This is a genomic window from Ruminococcus sp. HUN007 (genome assembly GCF_000712055.1).
Lineage (GTDB): Bacteria > Bacillota > Clostridia > Oscillospirales > Ruminococcaceae > HUN007.
In genome coordinates this window covers 568,505-588,561 of the sequence record NZ_JOOA01000002.1, presented here as the reverse complement: position 1 = coordinate 588,561, position 20,057 = coordinate 568,505, and the positions used below count along the sequence as shown (strand labels likewise).

Genomic DNA, 20,057 nt, shown 5'->3' with positions numbered 1-20,057 from the left:
AGTATAATAAAAGCACAACAGGAACACAGAAACCCGAAACTACGAAAGGAAGGTAAATCCTATGTTAAACAAATTCTTAGTAGCAGGCAGAATGACTGCCGATCCCGAAATCAAGACCGTTGGCGATAACCGCCTCTGCAAGTTTACTATCGCTTGTGAACGACCGAAACGAAAGGGTGAGGAGAAAACTGAAACCGACTTCTTCACCTGCACCGCCTGGAACCGCAACGCTGATGTAGTAGTCGATTGGTTCGGCAAAGGCGATATTATCACACTCGTCGGAGCGGTACATATCAACCAGTATGAAAAGAACGGAGAGAAGCGTAACTCCACCGAGGTAAAGGTCGAAGAAATCCACTTCTCAGGCGGTAAGAAGAACAATAACAGCAATACCAACGTCGGATCAGGCGAAGAACCGCTGTTCTGAACCGTAATCACAGGAGGATAAAGAAATGGAAACCACTATCATTGCAATCAGTAATCAGAAAGGCGGTGTCGGCAAATCGACCACAGCCTATAACCTTGGAGCTTGCCTTGCTTTGAAACATGATAAGAAGGTACTTCTTGTGGACTTCGATCCGCAGGCTAATCTCTCAGAGTACCTGAAATACGAGCAGGACGGAAATCCGACTATGACTCAGCTCATTATGTCGCTCTATACAGGCAATCCTTTGACTGCCGGTACAGTACGGCAAGCCATTCACCACAATGAAACCGCAGGAGTGGACTATATTCCGTCCGACATCAACCTTGCAAATGCGGAAACGCTTATGGTCACGATGATCTCAAAGGAGTACATTCTCCGCAAGGTACTTAGTGAAGATGTTATCAGCGGATATGACTTTGTACTTATCGACTGCCTGCCGTCCCTCGGAACGCTCCTTATCAACGCTCTCACCGCCGCCGACAGAGTGCTTATCCCGGTACAGACACAGAAGTTCAGTATGGACGGTCTGCAATCCCTTGAAGCTCTAACACAGCTTGTTAAAGTCAACACCAATCCGAAGCTGAACCTTGTAGGAGTGCTGCCGACTATGGTTGACCGCACTAAGGTAAGCAGGACGGCTATGGATACTCTCAATGAAAAGTACGGTGATATGCTGTTCAGGACAAGCATCAGCAAATCCGTTGAAGCTGCCAAAAGCTCCGAAAACGGCACACCGCTTTGTCTCACAGGTCACAGGATAGGTAAAGAATATGATGAATTAGCTCAGGAGGTGCTTTCAAGATGTTAAAGATGTCAGAACTTGCAATGAACCCGAACCGTGGAGTAACAACCAAGTGTCACGGTATGGAAAGAGTATGGGACGATCGTGAAGAAGCAATGGTTTATTTCCTAGAAGCCAAAATGTGCTGTGATACCGAGGAGGAACATGACCGCTATGCAGGCATTCTCATTCAGATTCAGAACGGACTTGATTACTGTACCGATGAAGATGATGGGGAGGACGTGACATGATGCCCTATGATACTGATAAAACTCCGTGGCTGTTCACTCCTCACAATGACGGCGAGCTTGACGAGTATTTCAGCTCCGATCATACCAAATCAGTAGCCGAAACGTCACGCAGGATCATCGGGAGCCTTTCCGAGAGCCGTGACAGGCTCTCAGGAAAGCTCTGCTACGGATTCAACTACAATCAGCGTAGATATAAGCTCACGCTCTTACAATTTGCAGATATTATCGTCCGTGCCGATGTTACGATAAAGAAGCTCCGAAAGCATATTATGGAGCTTGACATTGATAACCGTGAACTGAGGAAACAGCTTACGAATATGGAAAGGAAGAAGAAAAGATGAATACACCGCAGTTTGACCTGAGTGCTATGCTCACACAACAGACCGCAGTACAGCAGATACCGTGCGAAATGCTCCATCCGTACCACAATCACAAGTTTGAGCTTTATACAGGTGAAAGACTTGAAGATATGGTTGCAAGCATCAAGGAGAACGGTGTACTTTCACCGATCATCGTACAGCCCGACGGTGACGGATATGAAATCCTTATCGGTCACAACCGCTGGAACGCTTCAAAGCTCGCAGGACTTCCTTCTGTACCTGTTATCATCAAGGCAGGACTTACCGAGGACGAAGCCGAAATGTACGTTATCGAGAGTAATGTTATGCAGAGAGGCTTTGAAAACCTCAGAATATCAGAACAGGCTGCCGCTGTTGCTCTCCGCCATAATGAAATGTTCTCTCAGGGCAAGAGAAATGACATTCTCAGGGAGCTTGAACTCCTTGAAAATCCTAATGCAGAAGTCGAGGAATCAACTTTGACTCCAGTGGGGTCAAAGTTAGACAGCGGAAAAACAGTCGGTGCGGAATACGGCGTAAGCAAGGGTTCAGTTATTCGTCTTATTCGCATAAACAAGCTGATTGACAGACTGAAAGCCCTTGTGGACAGCGGAGATATTGCTATCAGGACAGGAGTGGAGCTTTCTTTCCTGTCGGAAGATACGCAGGCTATTGTTGCCGAGTGTGCTGAGGAAGATAAGATCGAATATAAAATCGCCAAGATGCTCCGTGCATCTGCCGAAAGCGACGGATATATCGACCGTGATACTGTTCACAGCATTATCTATGGTGATGATAGTGAGCAGACACCGAAGCCAAAGAGCGTGAAGATCAGCAACTACACCTATACCAAGTATTTCGCAGAAGGTACAAAACCCAAAGAAATCACGGAAACCATTGAAAAGGCGTTAGAATTCTATTTTAAGAACAATACCTGAAATATAAAGGAGAGTCATCATCATGAAAAAGATTATTACAGCGTTATTCTGCACCGTACTTGCACTCAGCTCAGGCTTTACCGCTTATGCTGCCGAAGCACCTGACCGTGAAAGCCTTGAAACTGCCATTTGGGAAGATCTATGGAACGGCAAGGGAGATAACGGACTTGACTATCCCGAAGCATCATACAAGCATCATCTGCTTGACAAGTGGCTTGACGAGAACTACGGCACAGGAGCTTATGACTGGACCGACGTAGGAGAGGTCACACACGGATACCGCAGATACTACCGCAGTCTTATCGACGGCTGGGACTTTGAGGACGATAATGATGGCGGCTGGACAATTGAGACTGAGGACAACCTTTACAGCTTCACGCTCCTTAACGGTAACTGGCAGATGATCGACAAGAACGGCAATACCGTGGACAGTTTTCCTCCGTTCAGTACCCTGAAAGACGAATCTGAAGAAAGCACAGGCGGTTATGAGATCAACGATAAGGGCGAGGACAGTCCGAGAGTGATCGGAGATGTCACAGGAGGAACGGAAAAGGCTTCTGAGGGCGGTTCTTCCGCAGAGGGTAACGATACCACCGATACTCCGTCAAGCAGTTCTGAGGGCAATTCTGCACAATCCGGAGCCAATCCTCTGCCTGTTGTTGCAGGAGTTGCAGCTCTCGCAGGAGTCGGCGGTGCAGCGTACTACTTCACACGGAAACGGAAGTGATCACATGATCTTCAAGAGCAAACAGGAATGGGACGGCTTACCCTTGTGGGCTGTTGACACTGACACGCAGACGGTCACGCATATCAACCCAAAGACGGGCCAAAAGGAGCGTTATGTGTTCCACACCGACCACATCAGGTATTATCTGCATCACATTGAAGATAAGCGGCCCGAACTCTTGCAGGAGATCGTGGACAAGGGTGAAATTTACAAGCACCTTGACGAGCTTGATACCAAAGTCACGGACGCTGTAAACCGTCAGACCGAGTTGCTAATGCAGTCGAGCCGTGAATATCAGATAGCAAACGAAATAGGAGCAATCAATCTTTCAGGCTCAATCGGAAATATGCTCCGTATGCAGGCTCAGAGAGCTGTCAACGAAGCGATGATTTATTTATGGAAGGACGAGGAATAATGTTTTGTGCGAACTGTTATAAAGAGATACCCGCAGGCAAGAGCTATTACAGGCATCAGGACACCAATCAGCCTTACTGCTCCCTTGACTGCCTGAACGACCACATGATCTACACTCACACGATCACCCTTGAAACGAGCGAGGGTGAAGAAAGCATCGAGGAACAGGACAATGACGAGTGAGGACTTCATCGAGGACTTGCGAAGAAACGGAGTAAAGCTCATAAAAAACGACGGTTCTCTTACCGAGATACCGCCGGACTTCCTGAAACGTGCTACCGAGCTTTGCAACGAACTCTGGTGCGGCTCGATCACCTATGATATTGTTGATCCGCAGGACGGAGAACATACAAAGCTCAGGGTGCTGGATTGCGGGTATGCTGAATAAGAAACGGATAGCCGTCTGATGAGGACGGTTATCCGTGTTTGAGCGTATTCAATTATTAAGCTAAATCAGAATTTGCCGTTATTTGTTTCCTATGCCCAGATCGCCATCGCCAAAGTGCCGACAACAATCAGAATCAACCCGGCAAGCGCCTTTCTGCTCAACTTTTCTTTGAATACGAAATAGGAAAAAGCGACGGAAACGATAATGCTGAGCTTATCGATCGGTACGACAACGCTGACAACGCCGTTCTGTATGGAGTAATAGTAACAGAGCCATGATGCGCCTGTGGCAATCCCGGACAGAGCTATGAATACAAGTTCTTTGGAATCAGTATTTTTCAGTTCAGCACCTTTGCCTTTAACGAAGACGATCAGCCAAGCCATAACAAGAACAACACCAGTACGGATCGCCGTCCCGAGATTTGATTCTACATCCGTTATGCCGATCTTTCCCAGAATAGAGGTCAGGGCAGCAAAAACAGCGGAACCGATCGCGTAGGGCAGCCACGTGCGCTTTGTGTCCTTTGCTTCAGTTTTCTTCTTTTCGATCATCAGAAACACGCCTGCCGCAAGAAGTGCAGTACCGATCAGCTTGACCGCCAGATGTTCTGTCTCACTGAAAAGGATGATTGCGATAAGCACTGTCAGAACCGTGCTGGATTTATCGACGGGAACGACCTTGTTCACATCGCCGACGGACAGGGCTTTAAAATAGCAGATCCACGAGGCTCCTGTCGCAAAGCCGGACAGAATTAAGAAGATGATAGATTTTGTCGATATTTCCGTGATCGTTCCAGCAGAGCCAACGATAAACACCATGATCCAGGCAAAAAGGAGTACAACGACCGTCCGCAGAGCAGTCGCCACGTCTGAATCAGTCTTTTTGATTCCGCATTTCGCAAGTATCGCCGTAAGTCCGGCAAAGAGCGCGGACAAAGCCGCCATGATCAGCCACATATCTTCCCCTTATTCATTGTCATATATTCTGGTAATTCTCGTCCATCAATTATCTCTAAGATAAATCCCGATTTAGCAGAGAAAGCCAAGTTGCCCTCTCACTAACCCTTATTATACCAAACCACCCCGAAAAAGTCAATTAGTAAACCTTATTCTAAGTATCCTTCATTGCTATATACCGCCATTTGTGCTATAATGTAGTTATAGAACAGATCGGAGGTGAACTGCAATGGAGAACGAAAATCAAGAATTAGTAAACCGTGCATTATACAAGCATATCAAATCAATGAACCGTGCCGAAATGGAGAGTTTCGTAAGGAATATCTTTAATCAGGGCTATCAGAGAGCCGAGGAAGAAACGCACCCCATTGATTATGACAGCTTACGAGCCGATCTGAGCAAGATCAAAGGTATCGGAGAAAGTCGGCTTAACGAGATAATGACGGTCATAGATAATCATATCAACATCAATGACGATACATAGGAGGGATTTCCTTGACCGTTGATACCAAAGAAGTAGTTACCACGATATCCTACCTGATAGGTGTACGAATGTCGGCTCTGCAAGTAAGCTATGCAGAGTGTTCTGAGCTGATTGAGAAGCTCAGAGCCGACCGTGATGCTACTACCATAAGATATTTGTGCAAGCTGCGAACCGTACTGATGCAGAGGTTCAAAAAGACCGATGATCTGATGCGGTTTCAGCTCAAAAACCTGCATAACATAGAGTGGTACGACCACGATAACATCAAACAGCTTGAAAAATGGGGATTTACCATTATACAAGCGAATTACCGTTCAGAAAAGTATATGCAGGATTTCACAAGGCTCATCAATGAAAACATTGATAAATGCTCCCGGCTGTTCTATGACTGGCTGAACTGGGAGTATATCAAAGATTTATTCTTTGTCCCGAAGTATAATAAAAACGGCGTAATGAAGGAAGAATTCAATAAATACATGGCAAACATCGAGCATTACCCGTTTCAGATGTATATTCACTGGCAGCCTGCCGAAGTCGGGAGCATCGTCTATTCCGACCGTAAGTTCCTGAAGATCATCTACGGTCAGCATAATGACAGCTTCACTGACTATACGAAATATCGGGATGCAGATGATGAAACCCGAAATAATATATATAATTTTATCGACAGCACCGAGAAAACTGCTATCGCTGTCGATTGCGAGAATTCCAACCCGTACAAGCTGTATAGTGTTCTGAAAGGCTTAAATCAAGAAGAACTTGCCAAGATCGAGAAAATCACGCTCTATGACGATCCGAACACTACCGCAGGCTGGGATTGGCTCTCCAAATTCACGCAGATTCCAGTTGAGCATATTGAGATAGAGAGAGTATCTGATCGAAAATCCCTGGTCGATGTGCGAATGACCGCAAGCGTAGTCACGGACTTCTACCGTAACGGCATCACATCATTTATCATTGTGTCGAGTGATTCCGACTTTTGGGGACTCATCGAGAGCCTGCCGAAAGCGAAGTTTCTCGTTATGTACGAATACGAGAAATGTGGAACGGCGATCAAGAACGCCCTCGCACAGCACGGCATCTATTATTGTGCCATTGACGATTTCTGCTCCGCTGCCACCGAGGACATGAAGCGAGCCGTCCTCTTTGCGGAGCTTGAAAAGCATTTGCCCGACCTCATCGGTGAGAACCCTCTGGACCTTACCCACAAGATCTACGAAGCCACAAGAGTGACCGCTACCATGAAGGAGATGGAGAATTTCTGCAATCGGTATGTCAAGACCTTGCGGCTCAAGGTGAACTCCGAGGGAGTTTTCGTGATAGAAATTCAGAAATAACGTAAAAAGGACGGTTCTGGTGAGCCGTCCTTTCGTTTATTATGAAGATAGTCAATACTCACTGAAATACTCCATGTCAGTATCCTTATCTGTCATTATACGCTTTATTCCCTCCTCGAAGGAGTTTCCAAGGCAAATGCTCATATCCTCATGTGTATCTATGAGTTCACCATTTTCACCAATATAATATTCTTCTTCATAATCTGATCTGTAGCCTATCGGATAAACTTCGGACAGTTTATAAAAAGCTGCAACTTCTTTTGTATAATCTCTCGTTTCTTTGATCATTCGCTCAGAATCATTTTTCAATAATTCATCGGGCTTTACGATTAAGAATGTGTAGAGATCAGTTTCTTTTGCCGAAGTTTTTCCTGTGACTTCACAGTAATACTGATAACGATAATCTGGTATTTTCAGAGTTAAACCGCCGAAAGCTGAGAGGACTTCCTTAACTTTATCTGGCATATCATATCCATATTTATTATACGCCTCGATAAATTCAGTTATATCAACATTTCGTTCTTCATTCCAACCGCTGTCCATAAGGACTTTCTTTACTGCTTCATCATGAATTATCATCGTATCACTCCTGTTTTATGGGGAACTTTGAATCCAGTGGGTTCAAAGTTGATTTTATTTTGCCTTGCAGGACATTTTCTCAACATCGAGCCTGAAAACCGCCACGTCGTTTATCATTGCATCTTCATAGCTCCATTCAGGTCTTGCAGTGGTCTGTTTCATAAGCGTATTCAAACCTTTGATTTTTTCGCTCGTATCCTCCACTAAGCTGAGTGTACCTGTTCCGATAACGCTCTGGAACTTAGCAGAGAAATCGCAGGCTACATCTGCTTCAAGGAGCTCGTAGTTGCCGTCTATCTCAAACCCCACCTTCGGAGAAGTCTTTGAAAGCTCATATTTTCTGCCTGCCTTAGCTCCATGAAAATAGAAGCTGTAGTTTCCGTTTTCATTAATGTATCCGTAGTTTACAGGTACGATGTAAATATCGCCATTATCACAGAAAGCTATTCTTATGATCTGTTCTTTAGCAATAAATGCTTCAATCACGTCGTTATCTGTTATTTCTCTATCATTTCTTCTCATTGTATCCTCCTGTTATGGTCACGAACATAAGTAAGCCGAGTGCTTACCCTATCAATATTATACTTCAATTACCTGAAAAAGTCAATCAGTTCAACACTTCAGAAACAGCCCTTGCAGATTGACTTTATGTATTCTCAGTGCTATAATATAAATACTAAGTATACGCAATATAGAGGCGATCACTATGTCAGACACAGAAATAGAATACAGTATCGACAATGCTCCCATGACCGATGATGAGATAATGGGATATATGAAGCGTATTGGGATAAACAACGTCTTAACGGCAGACCTTAAAAGCCTTTCGATACTGCAAATATCTCATCTTACTCACATTCCTTATGAAAACTATGACAGCCTTGAACACAGGCTTACTTCACTCAATCATAAGGAATTGTATCGCAAGCTGATAACCGAACACAGAGGCGGTATCTGTTTTGAGCTGAACGGGCTGTATGCGTGGCTTTTGAAAAGCATCGGATTTGATGTAAGAAGCCATCTCAGCAGATACATTATTCCCGAAGGCGAGATACATCAGCGCACTCACAGAGTGATGACCGTCACGATAGACGGGGAAAGATACCTGACCGATGTTGGCGTTAATTCCGAATGTTCAAGAAAGCCTCTTTTGCTTGCAGAAGGGCTTGTTCAAAGCGACAGCATCTCGGAGTACCGCTTTGAAAAAGACGATTTCTTCGGCTGGATATTGTGGCAGAAGCTCAGAAATAAAGATTGGCGCAGACTGTATGGCTTTACAGAAGAACCACAGCTTGATATAGACTTCATAATGCCCTGTACCTTTTGTGATATTCACCCTCTTTCGGGGATAAACAAGTTTGAGAAGGTATCTATATTTACCGATCACAGTAATATGCGGATATGGGACGGACATTTTCAGGAGTTTAACGGCGGCGAGATCATAAAAGATGAAGAAATAAAAGCCAAGGCAAAAACGGAAATTCTAAAAAACGTATTTTCGATAATACTATAACCACTAAAAAGGACGGTTCAGGCGAGCCGTCCTTTCTTTATGGGGAACTTTGACTCCAGTGGGGTCAAAGTTGATTAAGAGAAATCCTATTTTTTAGTATTCTCTCCAAAATAGTAAAATCTACCTTTACCGCTTTGTATTTTGCATTTATACGGTACACTTCGCAAACATCTGAGAACATCGGCGTAATCATTAGCAGGAGAAGCAAGTCCTATTGTTCCCATTGTCCAAAGAATGGTGTTTATTACCTGATATGTTGAAGGTAGAAACATAAACAGTATCAATGGTATTATTCCGAGCAGAACAGGCAAAAGGCTTGAAACAATAAATGCACCTTTGCTGACGGCTGCCGAACAGAAAGCACTCGGTGTTCCACCTTTTATAGATATTATTTTGGTGCTGTTCTTAGGGTACGGTATCAGATGAAGGAACTCATGAAGCAGTAAAAACAAAGCTCCCAATACAGCACCAAATAATATGAAGGGCTTATTTAATACAGCTTCTCCGCCGTTTAGAATATACTGCTTCACAAGAAGCAATACATATCCAACTGCTATCCCAAGAAGTCCTGTAATTATAGTTATCGTTGTTGATCTATCCGCCATTAGTCTTGCGTTGTCAGGCAGCGGTTCATAGTCGTATCTGTAATCAGCTTTTACAAATCCGATAAACTTATACATTTTGCTTATCCCATTCTTTCTTCAAAATAGCATACTGATAGGTATTCTCATAGCGAGGAGTACCGTCGGAATTATTCACGAATGAGATAAACTCCAAGAACAAGCCCTCACGCCGCATACCGAGCTTTTCACAGAGATGCTGACTTGATGTGTTGTAGTCCTCGGTATAGGCATAGATACGCCTTGCCCCTTTATCTTTGAAAAGATAGTCAAAGAAAGCGTAAGCTGCTTCATAGGCATAGCCCTTGCCTTGATATCCCTTATTCAGCATCCAGCACGGAGAGAACGTGTCCTTCGGATCGTTTTCATCGGAGTGCTGTTCTCCGGTTTCGGGATATGCGTCGATCTCACCGATAACTTTGCCCGTATCTTTCAGAGTGATCGCAAAATAGTATTCCGTTTCTCCGCAGCGGTTCTTCATCTCAGCTTCTGCTTCATCGAGAGAGTTCAGCTTCATAGAAGCAAAGCAGTTGACCGCAGGCTCTCTCAGGTATTCCAGTACATCGGCTGCATCGCTTTCCGTGAAAGGACGCAGGATAAGCCTTTCTGTTTCTATAATCATGTTTGCAACTCCTTATCGTATCTCAAGCCTTGCCATATCAGCTACCGCTATCCGCACACCGTCCGTGAACACAAGTTCATTGGCGTAACTGTCATATATCCTCACAGTACCGACCTTTTCCGCATATCTGCCGCCCGACTTCTTTTCATCGGGGACGAAATAGGTCACGCTGATCTCAGGCTGTTCGTCCAAGCTGTCAAGCAGACGGTTCAGGTTTACGTTCAGCTCAAATATATCGTCTTCCGTCAGCACGGCTCTGTTGTCGGTCAGCCTTGCAGTCTCAGCGACGGCATCATCATAGCCCACAAGTGCCGCAAAGGGGCTGAACTGTGCCGCCCTGTCACTCATGGACATAGAGTGCAGATCGTCATACTGCGGACGGGTGAGGTGTTTTATATCATCGTAGTTATCCGGCATAGCGTGTTCACCTCTTTGCTAAATAATCAGAATTGTCCATGTATTATCCAAATACCTCTTTTAGTATTATTGAAAGAGAGCCTTCTGTATAAAATTCAAGTGGACATTTGCCGAAATTAGGTGCGGCATAATGCGGATCAGCTCCGGCTTCTTTCAGTGCTGTAAGTATTCTTCGCAAGTCTTCATGTAGTTCATCGGTGAATAAGCGATCATCACTTTCTACATGGTCAACATAATTAAAACTTGGTAAGACCTGATTTGATTGCAGACAGAATCTCCATATTCCCGAATTGCCATGAGAATCGATACCATTAACATCAGCACCGTTTTTGATCATAAGACTGAGTGTATCGAAAGCATCGTCAGCTCTTTCTTTGGTCGAGAAGAGCTTAAAACCCATATATTTATTATTTGTATTCCATCTACTGCACATGACAGCCGCTGTGATAGCATCATGAATAACAGGAGTTCTCCACTCATTACAGCATGATTCATCTTCCATAAAATTCAGATCAGCACCCATTTCAATAAGATATTTAGCGATCTCAAAATTTCCCGTTTTTAATGCTACCTGCAAAGGCGACTGCCCATCGTCCTTTTTTGGGCGGTTGTTTCGCCACGCAATTTACCAATTCCGGCTTTTTTGTTATTATCTCTTTGACCTCATTAAAATCGCCGTTCCTGATTACTTTGAATAATTTTTTCATCTTATCCTATATCTGCATAAACTCCGGCTTCGGCTCAGGATAGTCAACCGCTTTTTCCATGACCATATTTGTCAGTGCCTTCTTCGCTATCCTGCTGGGATCACCGTCGGGGCGTATCCATTCTCTCAAATTCTCTTTGCCGAGGATAAGGGGCATTCGGTCATGGATTGAGCTAACTGGTTCGACCGATTCCCTTGTTATGACGGCAAACATGGGTATCTGAACACCTCTATGCTCCTCAAAGCGGTACAGTCCTGCAAGGTATGTGATCTCAGCTCCTTCGGGCTGTATCGCATACTTTTCTTTTTTGATGTTCCGTTGTTCATTTGCGTTATGGTAGCCGACCTCAGAGGGCGGTATGCCCCATTCGTAGTACCACGACGCAGGGATCACGCATCTCCGCCTGAACCAAGAGTCTTTCCATACGGGCTTCTGGTCCGCTGTTTCGATACGGCAATTGATAAGCGGTTTTGGAGATGCATCGACAGTGAAGCCCCATATCATAGGAAACACAGCCATATTGCCTTGCTTGTTCGGAGCAAACACCGCTGCCATATCAGTAGGACGGATATTTCCCGACATTGCTGCTGATCGCGCCATAGTGTTCATTATGGTATCGGTCAATGGTAACTGCTGTGCCTTTGTGATGATCGGTGACAGCACAGATTTTTCAGCATAGAACCAAGTACACATGGGGTTCACTCCTCTCTGTGTTGTTTACTTCGGTAAACCAGTATTTAATTCATTTTTTATTTTTTTAGCAACTTCAAGGAAATGATCAGGATTGGTTACATCGGCTTTTACGACTGAACACATTGAATGAAGAAATACATCAGAGATTGTCTCTGCAATTTCTAATACTGAACTTTGAATATTGATTCTCTGGCTTATCCTTTCCGTTTCTAAATCATATTCATCATTAGGCGCACCTATCGCTAATAAATCGTCAAAATCATATTCATCAATATATTTTTTTATAATACCGTATACATTCATACATATCCCTCTCACTTCCTATTTGTGCGAGCAATCCACACATAACTTACATTACAAATTATACCACAATCAGCCCTGATTTTCAATCTGAGCTGATACAGTAATTAAGACGGGTTACACCGTTTACAAGGAGAGTAGTCCTGTCCGATTATTTCATTTATATCTCCGGTGTACTCCTGTTTATTATGCTCCGCCATATCCTCAACCGAGGAACACCACGGATAATGTATCTTCTTCGTATTCTTGTTAAGTATGTATGTCTGCGACTGATTATCTTCCGATCTGCAATCATGGCTTCTATCTCCTTGAAGTATTCGCTCCATCGAACATCGTGCTGAACAAGAAATATGGGGAACAGATTCCACAATTCTTCAAATGTCATTTCAGATAGTTCTTTTCTCATAGTCAAGTCCTTTATAAATCATGATTTTAAGCTCAGATATGAATTGAGAAATCTCCAAACTCAAATAAACCTTTCCCTTGTTTCAGTTGTCACTGCCCTTCTAACAGTGAAAAAGCAGCTTCGATCTTACTGATCATTGAAACAGGTATATCTAATTCGTGGTGACCGGGAAAAACTCTGTTGATATTGTAGTCCATCAGTCGTTTTACAGATTGACGAAAAAGCTGAGGATCGGTGCTTGGATAAAATGCATCAAGGCTGCCTTTGTAGATCAAGTCCCCTGAATACAAATACTTTCTCTTCGGCTCATAAAAGCAACAGTGTCCGGGCGAGTGCCCTGGTGTATGTATTACCTGAATTGTTCGCCCACCCAAATCGAAGCAGTAACCGTCTTGTAAGATGATTTTAGGTTCACCTTGAAAGACTTTGTATGCATCAATATTAAAATCCTTCGGAAATTTGCAAGGAATCCTTGTAAGCTGTTCCTTCACTTCCTTCAGCGAAAGAGGAAAGCCGCCCGTTATCCAATCTTTTTCAGCTTCGTGTACGGCTATTCTCTCAAAATGTTGATGCCCGCCAATATGATCCCAATGAACGTGCGTGGTAAGCACTGTAATGGGGAGCGTAGTCAAACGAAGGGCAACGCTCCTGATGTTTGAGATTCCCGATCCGGTGTCGATCAGAAAGGCTTTTTCCTGTCCGCATATCAAATAGCAATGCGTTTCTTCCCAATGCTGATATTCACTAATAGCAAAAGTTTCTGTGTCGATCTCCTCAACAGTAAACCAGTCATTCATAATGAATTCTCCCTGTCCAATCCGCATCTGCCTATTTCATTATTCTATCCACTCCGGCACGGACATTTTCAAAATAGCCTGTATCGATAAGAATGTAGTCAAGCCCGTATTGTGTGCAGGTTTTCAGATAATACTCATTCTCCTGCTTCACAAACTGAATAGTGAAGTCCTCGTTCGGCAATCTCTTTTCGATCACATTTTCATTTCCTATAATGTCGGAAAAATGGTCATCAATGTACGATTCGCTCATCACAAGGCATATATATTTGATTTGAGATAAATACTCCTCATCAAAGCTGTCTTTCCAGTTAAACGGAATATAGCAGCCTTCTACAATCAGGTTTTGCTTATTCTCAATCGCAGTCTTTATCATTTCTTTTATAATCGACCAGAGATAGTCTGTCAGCTTATCGTCATCATAAGGCGTCAGGTCAGTCTGTCCGCTTCTGATAAGCCCCATTTTCAGGTGGTCTATCGACAGATACGGATAATGATATTTTTCGAGCAGCTTTTGTGCAAGGAGCGTTTTGCCTGTGTGTGATGCTCCGGTTATCAGTATTATCATAGCCTTGCTTTCAGCTCCTTCCAGCTGTATCGCATACTTTTCTTTTTTGATGTTCCGCTGTTCATTTGCGTTACGGTAGCCGATTTCAGAGGGCGATATGCCCCATTCGTAGTACCATGATGCAGGGATCACACACCGCCGCCTGAACCAAGAGTCTTTCCATACGGGCTTCTGGTCCGCTGTTTCGATATTATATTGAGCATCAAATTATTATTGACGTTCAATATAATAATAACAGAAACTTACTTATCCCACTTTATGTTAACATCTGGTGTCATAAGCGGAATAAGTAAGTTTTACCACAGGTAGATTTTCTCCTTTGACAGATGCTTATAATCAGTGTAGAACCATGTACACACTATGTCACAGTTCCTTTCTGATTTCTCTAATTGCTCTTATTTCAATTGATCATACTAAAGAAACGGATAGCCGTCTGCTGTGTGAGGACAGTTATCCGTGTTTGAGCGTATTCAGTTACTAAGCTAAATCAGAATTTACCAGCCTATTTCTTCTGCAATCTTATCTCCTTCTTCAAGCAGATAATTTTTTATTCCATGCAACAGGGCTTTTTCATTTTCCTTAAAATAAACATTCATAGATTCTGAAATCTCATCAATAGCGGCAGAATCAGGCGAATCACTGTATACAAGCGGCATCAGCTCTGTGACACACTTTTGAAAACAACCATAAGCAATGACTCCAAGGTATTTTTGAATTACTTTACCTAAGTCAGATAAAGAATCTACAGTCCTGTATTCAAACTCAAAAAACTGATACATACCATCTTCTATACCGCAGGTATACCAGTTATAAAGATCTGTAAACAGCTTTGCATTCTGAGTAGTATGTTTGTATGCTTCTGAAAATACAGCAATAAAGATTTCTTCTGCCTCAAGATATTCTTTCTCAATCAGTTCTTCCTTATAATCGCTCCATATTGAATTCATAGATAAACTCACTCCCTTAAATTCCGATTTAGCAGAGAGGGCTGTATTGCTCTCTTGCTTAACCTTATTATACCAAACCACCCCGAAAAATTCAATCAGTAAAACCTTTTTTATTGCGCAGCACCGTCATTTATGATATAATTTTTTTAGTTTGAATAATAAAAAACGGGAGAAGAATATGATTAAAGGAATACATCACGTTTCGCTGAAGTGTAGCAAAGGAAGACAGTACAAAGAAGTTTTACATTTTTATTCTGAAGTTCTTGGTATGAGCTATCGCACCTGGGGTGATGAAGCAGATCCTGACGGAGTTTTATTCGATACAGGAAACGGACTTATCGAGATTTTTACTAACAAGGACGATGAAGCGGAATACGGAATAATCCGACATGTTGCTCTTGAAACCGATAACGTTGACTCAACAATTTCAAAAGTACGTTCAGCCGGATATGAAGTTTTCATATCATCAAAGGATATTTCTGTTCCGTTCAATGCAAGGGTAGCGTTCTGCTTCGGACCTCTTGGCGAGCAGGTGGAACTGATACAGATTTACAAATGAAGAGGAATGCAGTATATCTTATAGCAAAGAAGGATGAAGGCGGTAATGATTTTGACAGACTCGCTTCTTTCCTTACAGAATTGATTGAAAAGTATATCGAAGACATACATCCGGAGCTGGAAAACAGGAAATAATAAAGGATAATTCTAATAAAACAGCGCTGATTCAGACAGTAGCTTAGCTGCGTCCGGTCAGCGCTGCTTTTTTTCTTATTCTTTTTGATTGAAAACAGTATTAAAGCATGTTATAATTGGAATATTATCTGACGATGAACGTCATGCAAAATCGGAAGTTAATATGAAAGAAATATGGAGAGAAAAATAATTAAAAGGGGAAAGATTAATTATGAGCATGAAAGAAGCATTTGAGACGTTTTTTGAGGAAATGGATAGGAATAGTATGAACTTTTGGGGGAAACTTCCGAGAATCCCTTATACAAAAGGAAATGTATCGGATGAACTGATTTTAACTGAAACACGTGATGATGAAGGCTATGCGGTATGGAGACCACAGCTTCAGGAGAAAGTATTTTCTTTTGAAAATGTTGAGGAAGAACTTGGTTTTAAAATTCATCCTCAGATAAAGCAATATTTCAATACTTATTATTTTCGCCGTCTTGAGGCTAAAATTATGAGTTATGAAGGTGTTGTTTGCTTTGCATTGGATTCTATTTTGCCAAGCACGGATCTTGCAAAATGTGTAAAGGGCTCAATTGCTGATGGAGAAACTCATTATATAAGAAATAAAGTATTTTTCTTAATAGGTACATACTGTAACATAGATGGAATAGACAGCTATCTTGTTCATGTCAATAATGAGACATGTGAAGTTACAGCAGTTGAAGTTGGAGACAGGCATTCAGTTAAACTTGCTGATTCTATAGAAGATTTACTTATGAATATGAAAGGAATATGGCCGGAAGACTGACGGATTATGAGGAGAAATTGAAATGTATATAGGAGAAGAACCGAAAACACTGGAAGAGTGTTTTGAGAGACTGGAAAAAGACCGTGAGAGATTAATTGATGAATGCGACGATCCTGCTGGATATAATTCATTTAATGCAGCGGCAACGGAAGAACAGATTGAAAATCTTGAAAAGACATATAAAGTGAAATTACCGGAAGAATATAAGGCATTTCTTAGATTTGCTAATGGTGCTACCATAATGGGAACAAGTGCAACAATATACGGAACAGATATGTTTGGAATAAAGGATGCAATGGTTCCGGATGAATATTATACAGTTGGAGAGAGAATAGGAGACGGAGAAAGGATAGCGTTAAATCCGGCAGATGGCGAACTGTACTCATGTTACAACGGTACAATTAAATCGTTTGATCTTGAACATGAGTTACATCGATTGATAGAGGAATGTGAAGAAGAAATAATCGGTTTTGAAGAGAAAAAAGCACAGGCTGCTGAGGATCCGGAAGAAAAAATAAAAAAATCGCAAGCAATAGCCGATAAGTGGATAAGATTTATGGAAGAAAGGAATAAAATGAGATGAATGAAAACTAACATTGACTGATTTTATAAGTGATTTTGATGAATGGGTTAGAAGAATGCATAGTAATGAAGAAATGCATTATCTTAGAGATCATGTGTATTTTCTTCTTGGAACATATTGTAAGGTGGATAAAGTAGATAGTTATTTAGTCAAGTTTAATAACGATACTGGTGAAGTAAATATGCAGGCGGCAGACGATAATGCAGTATGTGATGCGAAGATATGAAATGAGCCGGGAGTGTGATCAGCGTTTTCCTACATACTTGATTTATCAGTGAAAATGTGGTATGATTATATTGTCTTGTTGAATAAGAACTAAAAGGAGAAGAGAACAATGGAGGTTTTGGAAGAAATAGTTTTTTTAGTTTTGGGTGCTATGGCATTCTGGATCGTCGTTCCTCCACTTATCATGATTCCTATATGGAATAAAAGAGTAAAGAGCGGCAAGAGCCAGAGATTCGGTCCTCTCGGTATTGTAACCATTATCATTACTGCTAGCAGTATCATGTCTCTGCCGAAATTTATCATGATGATAGCGGAATATTTCGGCTGGAAATAAAAAAGAATATCATTAAAGCCGCCTGTGGTCAGTCCGCAGGCGGCTTTTGCTGTCGAGTGCATGTACTCAAGTCATTGCCTTTGCTTTCTTCCGGCGAGTCTCTTTGTAAGCGATACATAATCCTACGTTAATGATTAGATGGGCTGTTAAAAAACAGCTTACTCAAAAGGCACCCAACGGGTGCCTTTTCTGGTAATAGTACGCCGAAGGCGTTCATTTGAAGTACCGGTCAGACCGATAAGATTGTAGCCGAGGACATTTTCATCGTCATCAAGATCATCTTCAATGTACACAGCTACAAGATTGCCGTAGTTTACGATGTTGCCGTCCTGGGTAATGATTGACTTGGACATGGATTCACCTCTTTTCATGTACACAGACTGTTTTGATGTACGATTATGCATCACACATCAGTAAACAGTTCGTTTTATTTATATAAAATTCCTTTATACTGCTGTCCCGGAAAGGAAGCAGAAGAAACAGAATTTTCGGCTTTTAGCGCAGAGAAACATTGTTAAGACTTGAATTATTGTCTGTTTTTTGGTATACTAAAAATGATACATAATAGTCTCTGTGAAGGGAGCGTGAGAATATGGGAACTTATATTAATCCGGGTAATAGTGGATTTGATGAGATAAACGATGAGGATTATGTGGACAAGACAATGTTAATTTCGCTTGTCAACTCACGTATTTGCAAGAAGAATAAGCTGATATGTATCAGCAGACCACGCCGCTTTGGTAAATCTTATGCTGCTAAAATGATAAGTGCATATTATGACTGCACTTGTGATTCCCACAGGCTTTTTGATGATAAGAAAATTGCCGAATGTGATTCGTATGAAAAACATCTGAATCAATACAATGTAATTAGTCTGGATATTACCAGTTTTATTTCAGATGCCAAAAGTAATGATATACCTTTGAAAGAAGTTCCGAAGATGATCATGAAGGAACTTCAATCTGAGTTACGCTTTCTTAATGCTAAACTATCAGCAAAGAAGTCTTTAAATTCAGAGTTGATTCGATATATTGATGAATTTAATGGTAAGAAGTTCATTTTTATTATAGATGAGTGGGATGCCATGATCCGTGAAGCTAAAGATGATCCTGAAGCTCAGGAACGCTACCTTAACTTGCTTAGAGGATGGTTCAAAAACAACAGCTTTACTCCAAAAGTAGTAGCCGCGGCATACATGACAGGTATTCTTCCTATCAAAAAGGACGGATCACAGTCTGCAATCTCAGATTTTAAAGAATTCACCATGATAAAGCCTTTGGAATTCGGTGGATATGTTGGTTTTACTGAAGCAGAAGTGAAAGAAATCTGCGATAAGAATAACGCTGATTTCGGAATGATGAAAAAGTGGTATGATGGATACTTTTTCAAGAATGTCGGTTCCATATATAATCCGAATTCTGTTATGAATGCCATATGCAATGATGATTTTGATTCCTATTGGACAGAAACGTCAGCTGCTGAAGGTCTTCTGGATTATATAAGTCAGGATTATAATGGTTTGACAAGGACAGTCGCTGAATTGATAGGCGGTGTGGATGTCAAGGTCAGTACAACGGGATTTGCCAACGATCTGACTACATTCCGCGGCAAGGACGATGTTCTGACACTTATGATTCACCTCGGTTATCTTGCATATGATTTTGTAAATAAAACTGTAAGAATTCCGAATGAGGAAATCAAGAAGGAATTCTCCGAAGCTGTAAAACTGGTAAACCACAAGGCTACACTTGATCGTCTGAGAGAAAGTGAGCAGTTATTCCTTGATACGATCAATGGAAATGCGGATGCTGTTGCTGCACAGATTGAAAAAATCCATCGTGAGGAAACTGCAGCGATGAATTATAACAAGGAAGACAGTCTGCGCAGTGTGATAAAGCTGGCTTACTATTCTTACCGTGATCATTATGTTCAGTTTGAAGAACTGGGAACAGGAGAAGGATATGCCGATGTAGCATACATTCCTCGCCGTGATTCTGACTGGCCTGCGCTGATTATAGAACTAAAATGGAATAAAAAAGTGGAAGGAGCTATAAATCAGATTCTGAATAAGAAGTATCCAGAGTCTCTTAAAAACCTGGGTACAAAAATTATTCTTGTTGGCATCAGCTATGAAAAGGATGCTTCTGATAATTCCAAGAAGCACACTTGTAAGATCGTTGAGTATACTCCAGAGTAAAAAAATGAATATCTTTCAAGCCGTC

The 20,057-nt window shown here is 42.0% G+C and carries 32 protein-coding genes; 19 read left to right on the top strand and 13 right to left on the bottom strand.

The features are described 5' to 3' along the window. Nucleotides 1-61 precede the first annotated feature (61 nt). The 9 genes from CC97_RS06735 to CC97_RS06695 are packed head-to-tail and all read left to right on the top strand — an operon-like array spanning nt 62 to nt 4,264. Complete coding sequence (locus tag CC97_RS06735; RefSeq protein WP_044974353.1) at nt 62-427, top strand: single-stranded DNA-binding protein; 366 nt, start codon at nt 62-64, stop codon at nt 425-427. Between the two features lie 25 nt (nt 428-452). After that, nucleotides 453-1,235, top strand: a complete 783-nt coding sequence (locus CC97_RS06730) for a ParA family protein (RefSeq protein WP_044974352.1) — start codon at nt 453-455, stop codon at nt 1,233-1,235. Continuing rightward, entirely contained in the window at nt 1,229-1,459 is a 231-nt protein-coding gene (locus CC97_RS06725; RefSeq protein ID WP_044974351.1) for a hypothetical protein, read from the top strand. The genes CC97_RS06730 and CC97_RS06725 overlap by 7 nt, the downstream gene beginning before the upstream one ends. Beyond that, nucleotides 1,456-1,800: a hypothetical protein gene (locus tag CC97_RS06720; protein ID WP_044974350.1), complete on the top strand. Its 345-nt coding sequence runs from the start codon at nt 1,456-1,458 to the stop codon at nt 1,798-1,800. Before CC97_RS06725 ends, CC97_RS06720 begins: the two co-directional genes overlap by 4 nt. Continuing rightward, nucleotides 1,797-2,735, top strand: coding sequence for a ParB N-terminal domain-containing protein (locus tag CC97_RS06715; protein ID WP_044974349.1), 939 nt, complete (start codon nt 1,797-1,799; stop codon nt 2,733-2,735). The genes CC97_RS06720 and CC97_RS06715 overlap by 4 nt, the downstream gene beginning before the upstream one ends. 22 nt (nt 2,736-2,757) lie before the next feature. Next, complete coding sequence (locus tag CC97_RS06710; RefSeq protein ID WP_044974348.1) at nt 2,758-3,462, top strand: hypothetical protein; 705 nt, start codon at nt 2,758-2,760, stop codon at nt 3,460-3,462. Further along, nucleotides 3,428-3,877, top strand: a complete 450-nt coding sequence (locus CC97_RS06705) for a hypothetical protein (protein WP_156036810.1) — start codon at nt 3,428-3,430, stop codon at nt 3,875-3,877. Before CC97_RS06710 ends, CC97_RS06705 begins: the two co-directional genes overlap by 35 nt. Beyond that, the gene (locus CC97_RS06700; protein WP_044974347.1) at nt 3,877-4,059 is read left to right on the top strand and encodes a hypothetical protein; all 183 of its coding nucleotides are present in this window, start codon (nt 3,877-3,879) and stop codon (nt 4,057-4,059) included. Before CC97_RS06705 ends, CC97_RS06700 begins: the two co-directional genes overlap by 1 nt. Continuing rightward, on the top strand, nt 4,049-4,264 hold the full coding sequence (locus tag CC97_RS06695) for a hypothetical protein (protein ID WP_044974346.1): 216 nt from the start codon (nt 4,049-4,051) through the stop codon (nt 4,262-4,264). The genes CC97_RS06700 and CC97_RS06695 overlap by 11 nt, the downstream gene beginning before the upstream one ends. 89 nt (nt 4,265-4,353) lie before the next feature. On the opposite strand, the gene CC97_RS06690 is transcribed toward CC97_RS06695, so the two are convergent. Beyond that, nucleotides 4,354-5,220 (bottom strand): EamA family transporter, encoded by an 867-nt coding sequence (locus CC97_RS06690; protein ID WP_044974345.1) that lies wholly within the window; start codon nt 5,218-5,220, stop codon nt 4,354-4,356. A gap of 229 nt (nt 5,221-5,449) precedes the next feature. Here CC97_RS06690 and CC97_RS06685 point away from each other — a divergent pair, with 229 nt between their 5' ends. Beyond that, complete coding sequence (locus CC97_RS06685; RefSeq protein ID WP_044974344.1) at nt 5,450-5,704, top strand: hypothetical protein; 255 nt, start codon at nt 5,450-5,452, stop codon at nt 5,702-5,704. Nucleotides 5,705-5,772: 68 nt separating this feature from the next. Next, nucleotides 5,773-7,041, top strand: a complete 1,269-nt coding sequence (locus tag CC97_RS06680; RefSeq protein ID WP_242848147.1) for an NYN domain-containing protein — start codon at nt 5,773-5,775, stop codon at nt 7,039-7,041. Between the two features lie 51 nt (nt 7,042-7,092). Here CC97_RS06680 and CC97_RS06675 read toward each other — a convergent pair whose 3' ends face one another. Together CC97_RS06675 and CC97_RS06670 are read right to left on the bottom strand one after the other, a co-directional pair. Beyond that, complete coding sequence (locus CC97_RS06675; RefSeq protein ID WP_044974342.1) at nt 7,093-7,620, bottom strand: SUKH-3 domain-containing protein; 528 nt, start codon at nt 7,618-7,620, stop codon at nt 7,093-7,095. Between the two features lie 54 nt (nt 7,621-7,674). Further along, entirely contained in the window at nt 7,675-8,142 is a 468-nt protein-coding gene (locus CC97_RS06670; RefSeq protein WP_044974341.1) for a pyridoxamine 5'-phosphate oxidase family protein, read from the bottom strand. Between the two features lie 184 nt (nt 8,143-8,326). Here CC97_RS06670 and CC97_RS06665 point away from each other — a divergent pair, with 184 nt between their 5' ends. Further along, nucleotides 8,327-9,133: an arylamine N-acetyltransferase gene (locus CC97_RS06665; RefSeq protein ID WP_049962742.1), complete on the top strand. Its 807-nt coding sequence runs from the start codon at nt 8,327-8,329 to the stop codon at nt 9,131-9,133. An 86-nt stretch (nt 9,134-9,219) separates the two neighbouring features. Here CC97_RS06665 and CC97_RS18690 read toward each other — a convergent pair whose 3' ends face one another. The 9 genes from CC97_RS18690 to CC97_RS06620 form a co-directional block, all read right to left on the bottom strand. Beyond that, entirely contained in the window at nt 9,220-9,813 is a 594-nt protein-coding gene (locus tag CC97_RS18690; RefSeq protein ID WP_049962741.1) for a DUF3267 domain-containing protein, read from the bottom strand. Then, nucleotides 9,806-10,375 (bottom strand): GNAT family N-acetyltransferase, encoded by a 570-nt coding sequence (locus CC97_RS06655; protein ID WP_044974340.1) that lies wholly within the window; start codon nt 10,373-10,375, stop codon nt 9,806-9,808. The genes CC97_RS18690 and CC97_RS06655 overlap by 8 nt, the downstream gene beginning before the upstream one ends. Before the next feature lie 12 nt (nt 10,376-10,387). Next, nucleotides 10,388-10,792 carry a hypothetical protein gene (locus tag CC97_RS06650; protein WP_044974339.1) on the bottom strand — a complete coding sequence of 135 codons (405 nt, stop codon included), beginning with the start codon at nt 10,790-10,792 and terminating at the stop codon, nt 10,388-10,390. Nucleotides 10,793-10,835: 43 nt separating this feature from the next. Beyond that, the gene (locus CC97_RS06645; RefSeq protein WP_197021837.1) at nt 10,836-11,369 is read right to left on the bottom strand and encodes an ankyrin repeat domain-containing protein; all 534 of its coding nucleotides are present in this window, start codon (nt 11,367-11,369) and stop codon (nt 10,836-10,838) included. Nucleotides 11,370-11,505: 136 nt separating this feature from the next. Further along, a complete protein-coding gene (locus tag CC97_RS06640) occupies nt 11,506-12,192 on the bottom strand; it encodes an SOS response-associated peptidase family protein (protein WP_044974338.1) in 687 nt (228 codons plus the stop codon). Nucleotides 12,193-12,216: 24 nt separating this feature from the next. Continuing rightward, the gene (locus CC97_RS06635) at nt 12,217-12,495 is read right to left on the bottom strand and encodes a hypothetical protein (protein WP_044974337.1); all 279 of its coding nucleotides are present in this window, start codon (nt 12,493-12,495) and stop codon (nt 12,217-12,219) included. Nucleotides 12,496-12,987: 492 nt separating this feature from the next. Further along, nucleotides 12,988-13,695 carry an MBL fold metallo-hydrolase gene (locus CC97_RS06630; protein ID WP_044974336.1) on the bottom strand — a complete coding sequence of 236 codons (708 nt, stop codon included), beginning with the start codon at nt 13,693-13,695 and terminating at the stop codon, nt 12,988-12,990. Between the two features lie 31 nt (nt 13,696-13,726). Beyond that, the gene (locus CC97_RS06625; protein ID WP_081850013.1) at nt 13,727-14,449 is read right to left on the bottom strand and encodes an SOS response-associated peptidase family protein; all 723 of its coding nucleotides are present in this window, start codon (nt 14,447-14,449) and stop codon (nt 13,727-13,729) included. 305 nt (nt 14,450-14,754) lie between these two features. Continuing rightward, nucleotides 14,755-15,207, bottom strand: coding sequence for a hypothetical protein (locus CC97_RS06620; protein ID WP_044974335.1), 453 nt, complete (start codon nt 15,205-15,207; stop codon nt 14,755-14,757). Between the two features lie 178 nt (nt 15,208-15,385). Between CC97_RS06620 and CC97_RS06615 the strand changes: the two genes are divergently transcribed. The 6 genes from CC97_RS06615 (at nt 15,386) to CC97_RS06595 (ending at nt 17,835) form a co-directional block, all read left to right on the top strand. Next, nucleotides 15,386-15,766, top strand: a complete 381-nt coding sequence (locus CC97_RS06615; protein WP_044974334.1) for a VOC family protein — start codon at nt 15,386-15,388, stop codon at nt 15,764-15,766. Then, nucleotides 15,763-15,900 (top strand): hypothetical protein, encoded by a 138-nt coding sequence (locus CC97_RS20050; RefSeq protein ID WP_156036807.1) that lies wholly within the window; start codon nt 15,763-15,765, stop codon nt 15,898-15,900. The genes CC97_RS06615 and CC97_RS20050 overlap by 4 nt, the downstream gene beginning before the upstream one ends. Nucleotides 15,901-16,111: 211 nt before the next feature. Beyond that, nucleotides 16,112-16,693, top strand: coding sequence for a SecY-interacting protein Syd (locus CC97_RS06610; RefSeq protein ID WP_044974333.1), 582 nt, complete (start codon nt 16,112-16,114; stop codon nt 16,691-16,693). A gap of 22 nt (nt 16,694-16,715) precedes the next feature. Beyond that, entirely contained in the window at nt 16,716-17,276 is a 561-nt protein-coding gene (locus tag CC97_RS06605) for an SMI1/KNR4 family protein (RefSeq protein ID WP_044974332.1), read from the top strand. A gap of 13 nt (nt 17,277-17,289) precedes the next feature. Beyond that, on the top strand, nt 17,290-17,502 hold the full coding sequence (locus CC97_RS06600; RefSeq protein ID WP_044974331.1) for a hypothetical protein: 213 nt from the start codon (nt 17,290-17,292) through the stop codon (nt 17,500-17,502). 108 nt (nt 17,503-17,610) lie between these two features. Continuing rightward, on the top strand, nt 17,611-17,835 hold the full coding sequence (locus CC97_RS06595; protein ID WP_044974330.1) for a hypothetical protein: 225 nt from the start codon (nt 17,611-17,613) through the stop codon (nt 17,833-17,835). 158 nt (nt 17,836-17,993) lie between these two features. On the opposite strand, the gene CC97_RS06590 is transcribed toward CC97_RS06595, so the two are convergent. Then, a complete protein-coding gene (locus CC97_RS06590; RefSeq protein ID WP_044974329.1) occupies nt 17,994-18,188 on the bottom strand; it encodes a hypothetical protein in 195 nt (64 codons plus the stop codon). Between the two features lie 239 nt (nt 18,189-18,427). Here CC97_RS06590 and CC97_RS06585 point away from each other — a divergent pair, with 239 nt between their 5' ends. Then, nucleotides 18,428-20,032 (top strand): AAA family ATPase, encoded by a 1,605-nt coding sequence (locus tag CC97_RS06585; RefSeq protein WP_044974328.1) that lies wholly within the window; start codon nt 18,428-18,430, stop codon nt 20,030-20,032. Nucleotides 20,033-20,057 lie beyond the last annotated feature (25 nt).

Coding starts and splice junctions, on each gene's coding strand:
- CC97_RS06635 (WP_044974337.1), bottom strand. CDS start 12,495: ATGAATGTATACGGTATTATAAAAAAATATATTGATGAATATGATTTT.
- CC97_RS06675 (WP_044974342.1), bottom strand. CDS start 7,620: ATGATAATTCATGATGAAGCAGTAAAGAAAGTCCTTATGGACAGCGGT.
- CC97_RS06630 (WP_044974336.1), bottom strand. CDS start 13,695: ATGAATGACTGGTTTACTGTTGAGGAGATCGACACAGAAACTTTTGCT.
- CC97_RS06710 (WP_044974348.1), top strand. CDS start 2,758: ATGAAAAAGATTATTACAGCGTTATTCTGCACCGTACTTGCACTCAGC.
- CC97_RS06585 (WP_044974328.1), top strand. CDS start 18,428: ATGGGAACTTATATTAATCCGGGTAATAGTGGATTTGATGAGATAAAC.
- CC97_RS06615 (WP_044974334.1), top strand. CDS start 15,386: ATGATTAAAGGAATACATCACGTTTCGCTGAAGTGTAGCAAAGGAAGA.
- CC97_RS18690 (WP_049962741.1), bottom strand. CDS start 9,813: ATGTATAAGTTTATCGGATTTGTAAAAGCTGATTACAGATACGACTAT.
- CC97_RS06735 (WP_044974353.1), top strand. CDS start 62: ATGTTAAACAAATTCTTAGTAGCAGGCAGAATGACTGCCGATCCCGAA.
- CC97_RS06695 (WP_044974346.1), top strand. CDS start 4,049: ATGACGAGTGAGGACTTCATCGAGGACTTGCGAAGAAACGGAGTAAAG.
- CC97_RS06690 (WP_044974345.1), bottom strand. CDS start 5,220: ATGTGGCTGATCATGGCGGCTTTGTCCGCGCTCTTTGCCGGACTTACG.
- CC97_RS06650 (WP_044974339.1), bottom strand. CDS start 10,792: ATGCCGGATAACTACGATGATATAAAACACCTCACCCGTCCGCAGTAT.
- CC97_RS06610 (WP_044974333.1), top strand. CDS start 16,112: ATGAGCATGAAAGAAGCATTTGAGACGTTTTTTGAGGAAATGGATAGG.
- CC97_RS06685 (WP_044974344.1), top strand. CDS start 5,450: ATGGAGAACGAAAATCAAGAATTAGTAAACCGTGCATTATACAAGCAT.
- CC97_RS06605 (WP_044974332.1), top strand. CDS start 16,716: ATGTATATAGGAGAAGAACCGAAAACACTGGAAGAGTGTTTTGAGAGA.
- CC97_RS06640 (WP_044974338.1), bottom strand. CDS start 12,192: ATGTGTACTTGGTTCTATGCTGAAAAATCTGTGCTGTCACCGATCATC.
- CC97_RS06700 (WP_044974347.1), top strand. CDS start 3,877: ATGTTTTGTGCGAACTGTTATAAAGAGATACCCGCAGGCAAGAGCTAT.
- CC97_RS06730 (WP_044974352.1), top strand. CDS start 453: ATGGAAACCACTATCATTGCAATCAGTAATCAGAAAGGCGGTGTCGGC.
- CC97_RS06725 (WP_044974351.1), top strand. CDS start 1,229: ATGTTAAAGATGTCAGAACTTGCAATGAACCCGAACCGTGGAGTAACA.
- CC97_RS06595 (WP_044974330.1), top strand. CDS start 17,611: ATGGAGGTTTTGGAAGAAATAGTTTTTTTAGTTTTGGGTGCTATGGCA.
- CC97_RS20050 (WP_156036807.1), top strand. CDS start 15,763: ATGAAGAGGAATGCAGTATATCTTATAGCAAAGAAGGATGAAGGCGGT.
- CC97_RS06655 (WP_044974340.1), bottom strand. CDS start 10,375: ATGATTATAGAAACAGAAAGGCTTATCCTGCGTCCTTTCACGGAAAGC.
- CC97_RS06590 (WP_044974329.1), bottom strand. CDS start 18,188: ATGTCCAAGTCAATCATTACCCAGGACGGCAACATCGTAAACTACGGC.
- CC97_RS06680 (WP_242848147.1), top strand. CDS start 5,773: ATGTCGGCTCTGCAAGTAAGCTATGCAGAGTGTTCTGAGCTGATTGAG.
- CC97_RS06665 (WP_049962742.1), top strand. CDS start 8,327: ATGTCAGACACAGAAATAGAATACAGTATCGACAATGCTCCCATGACC.
- CC97_RS06620 (WP_044974335.1), bottom strand. CDS start 15,207: ATGAATTCAATATGGAGCGATTATAAGGAAGAACTGATTGAGAAAGAA.
- CC97_RS06720 (WP_044974350.1), top strand. CDS start 1,456: ATGATGCCCTATGATACTGATAAAACTCCGTGGCTGTTCACTCCTCAC.
- CC97_RS06715 (WP_044974349.1), top strand. CDS start 1,797: ATGAATACACCGCAGTTTGACCTGAGTGCTATGCTCACACAACAGACC.
- CC97_RS06670 (WP_044974341.1), bottom strand. CDS start 8,142: ATGAGAAGAAATGATAGAGAAATAACAGATAACGACGTGATTGAAGCA.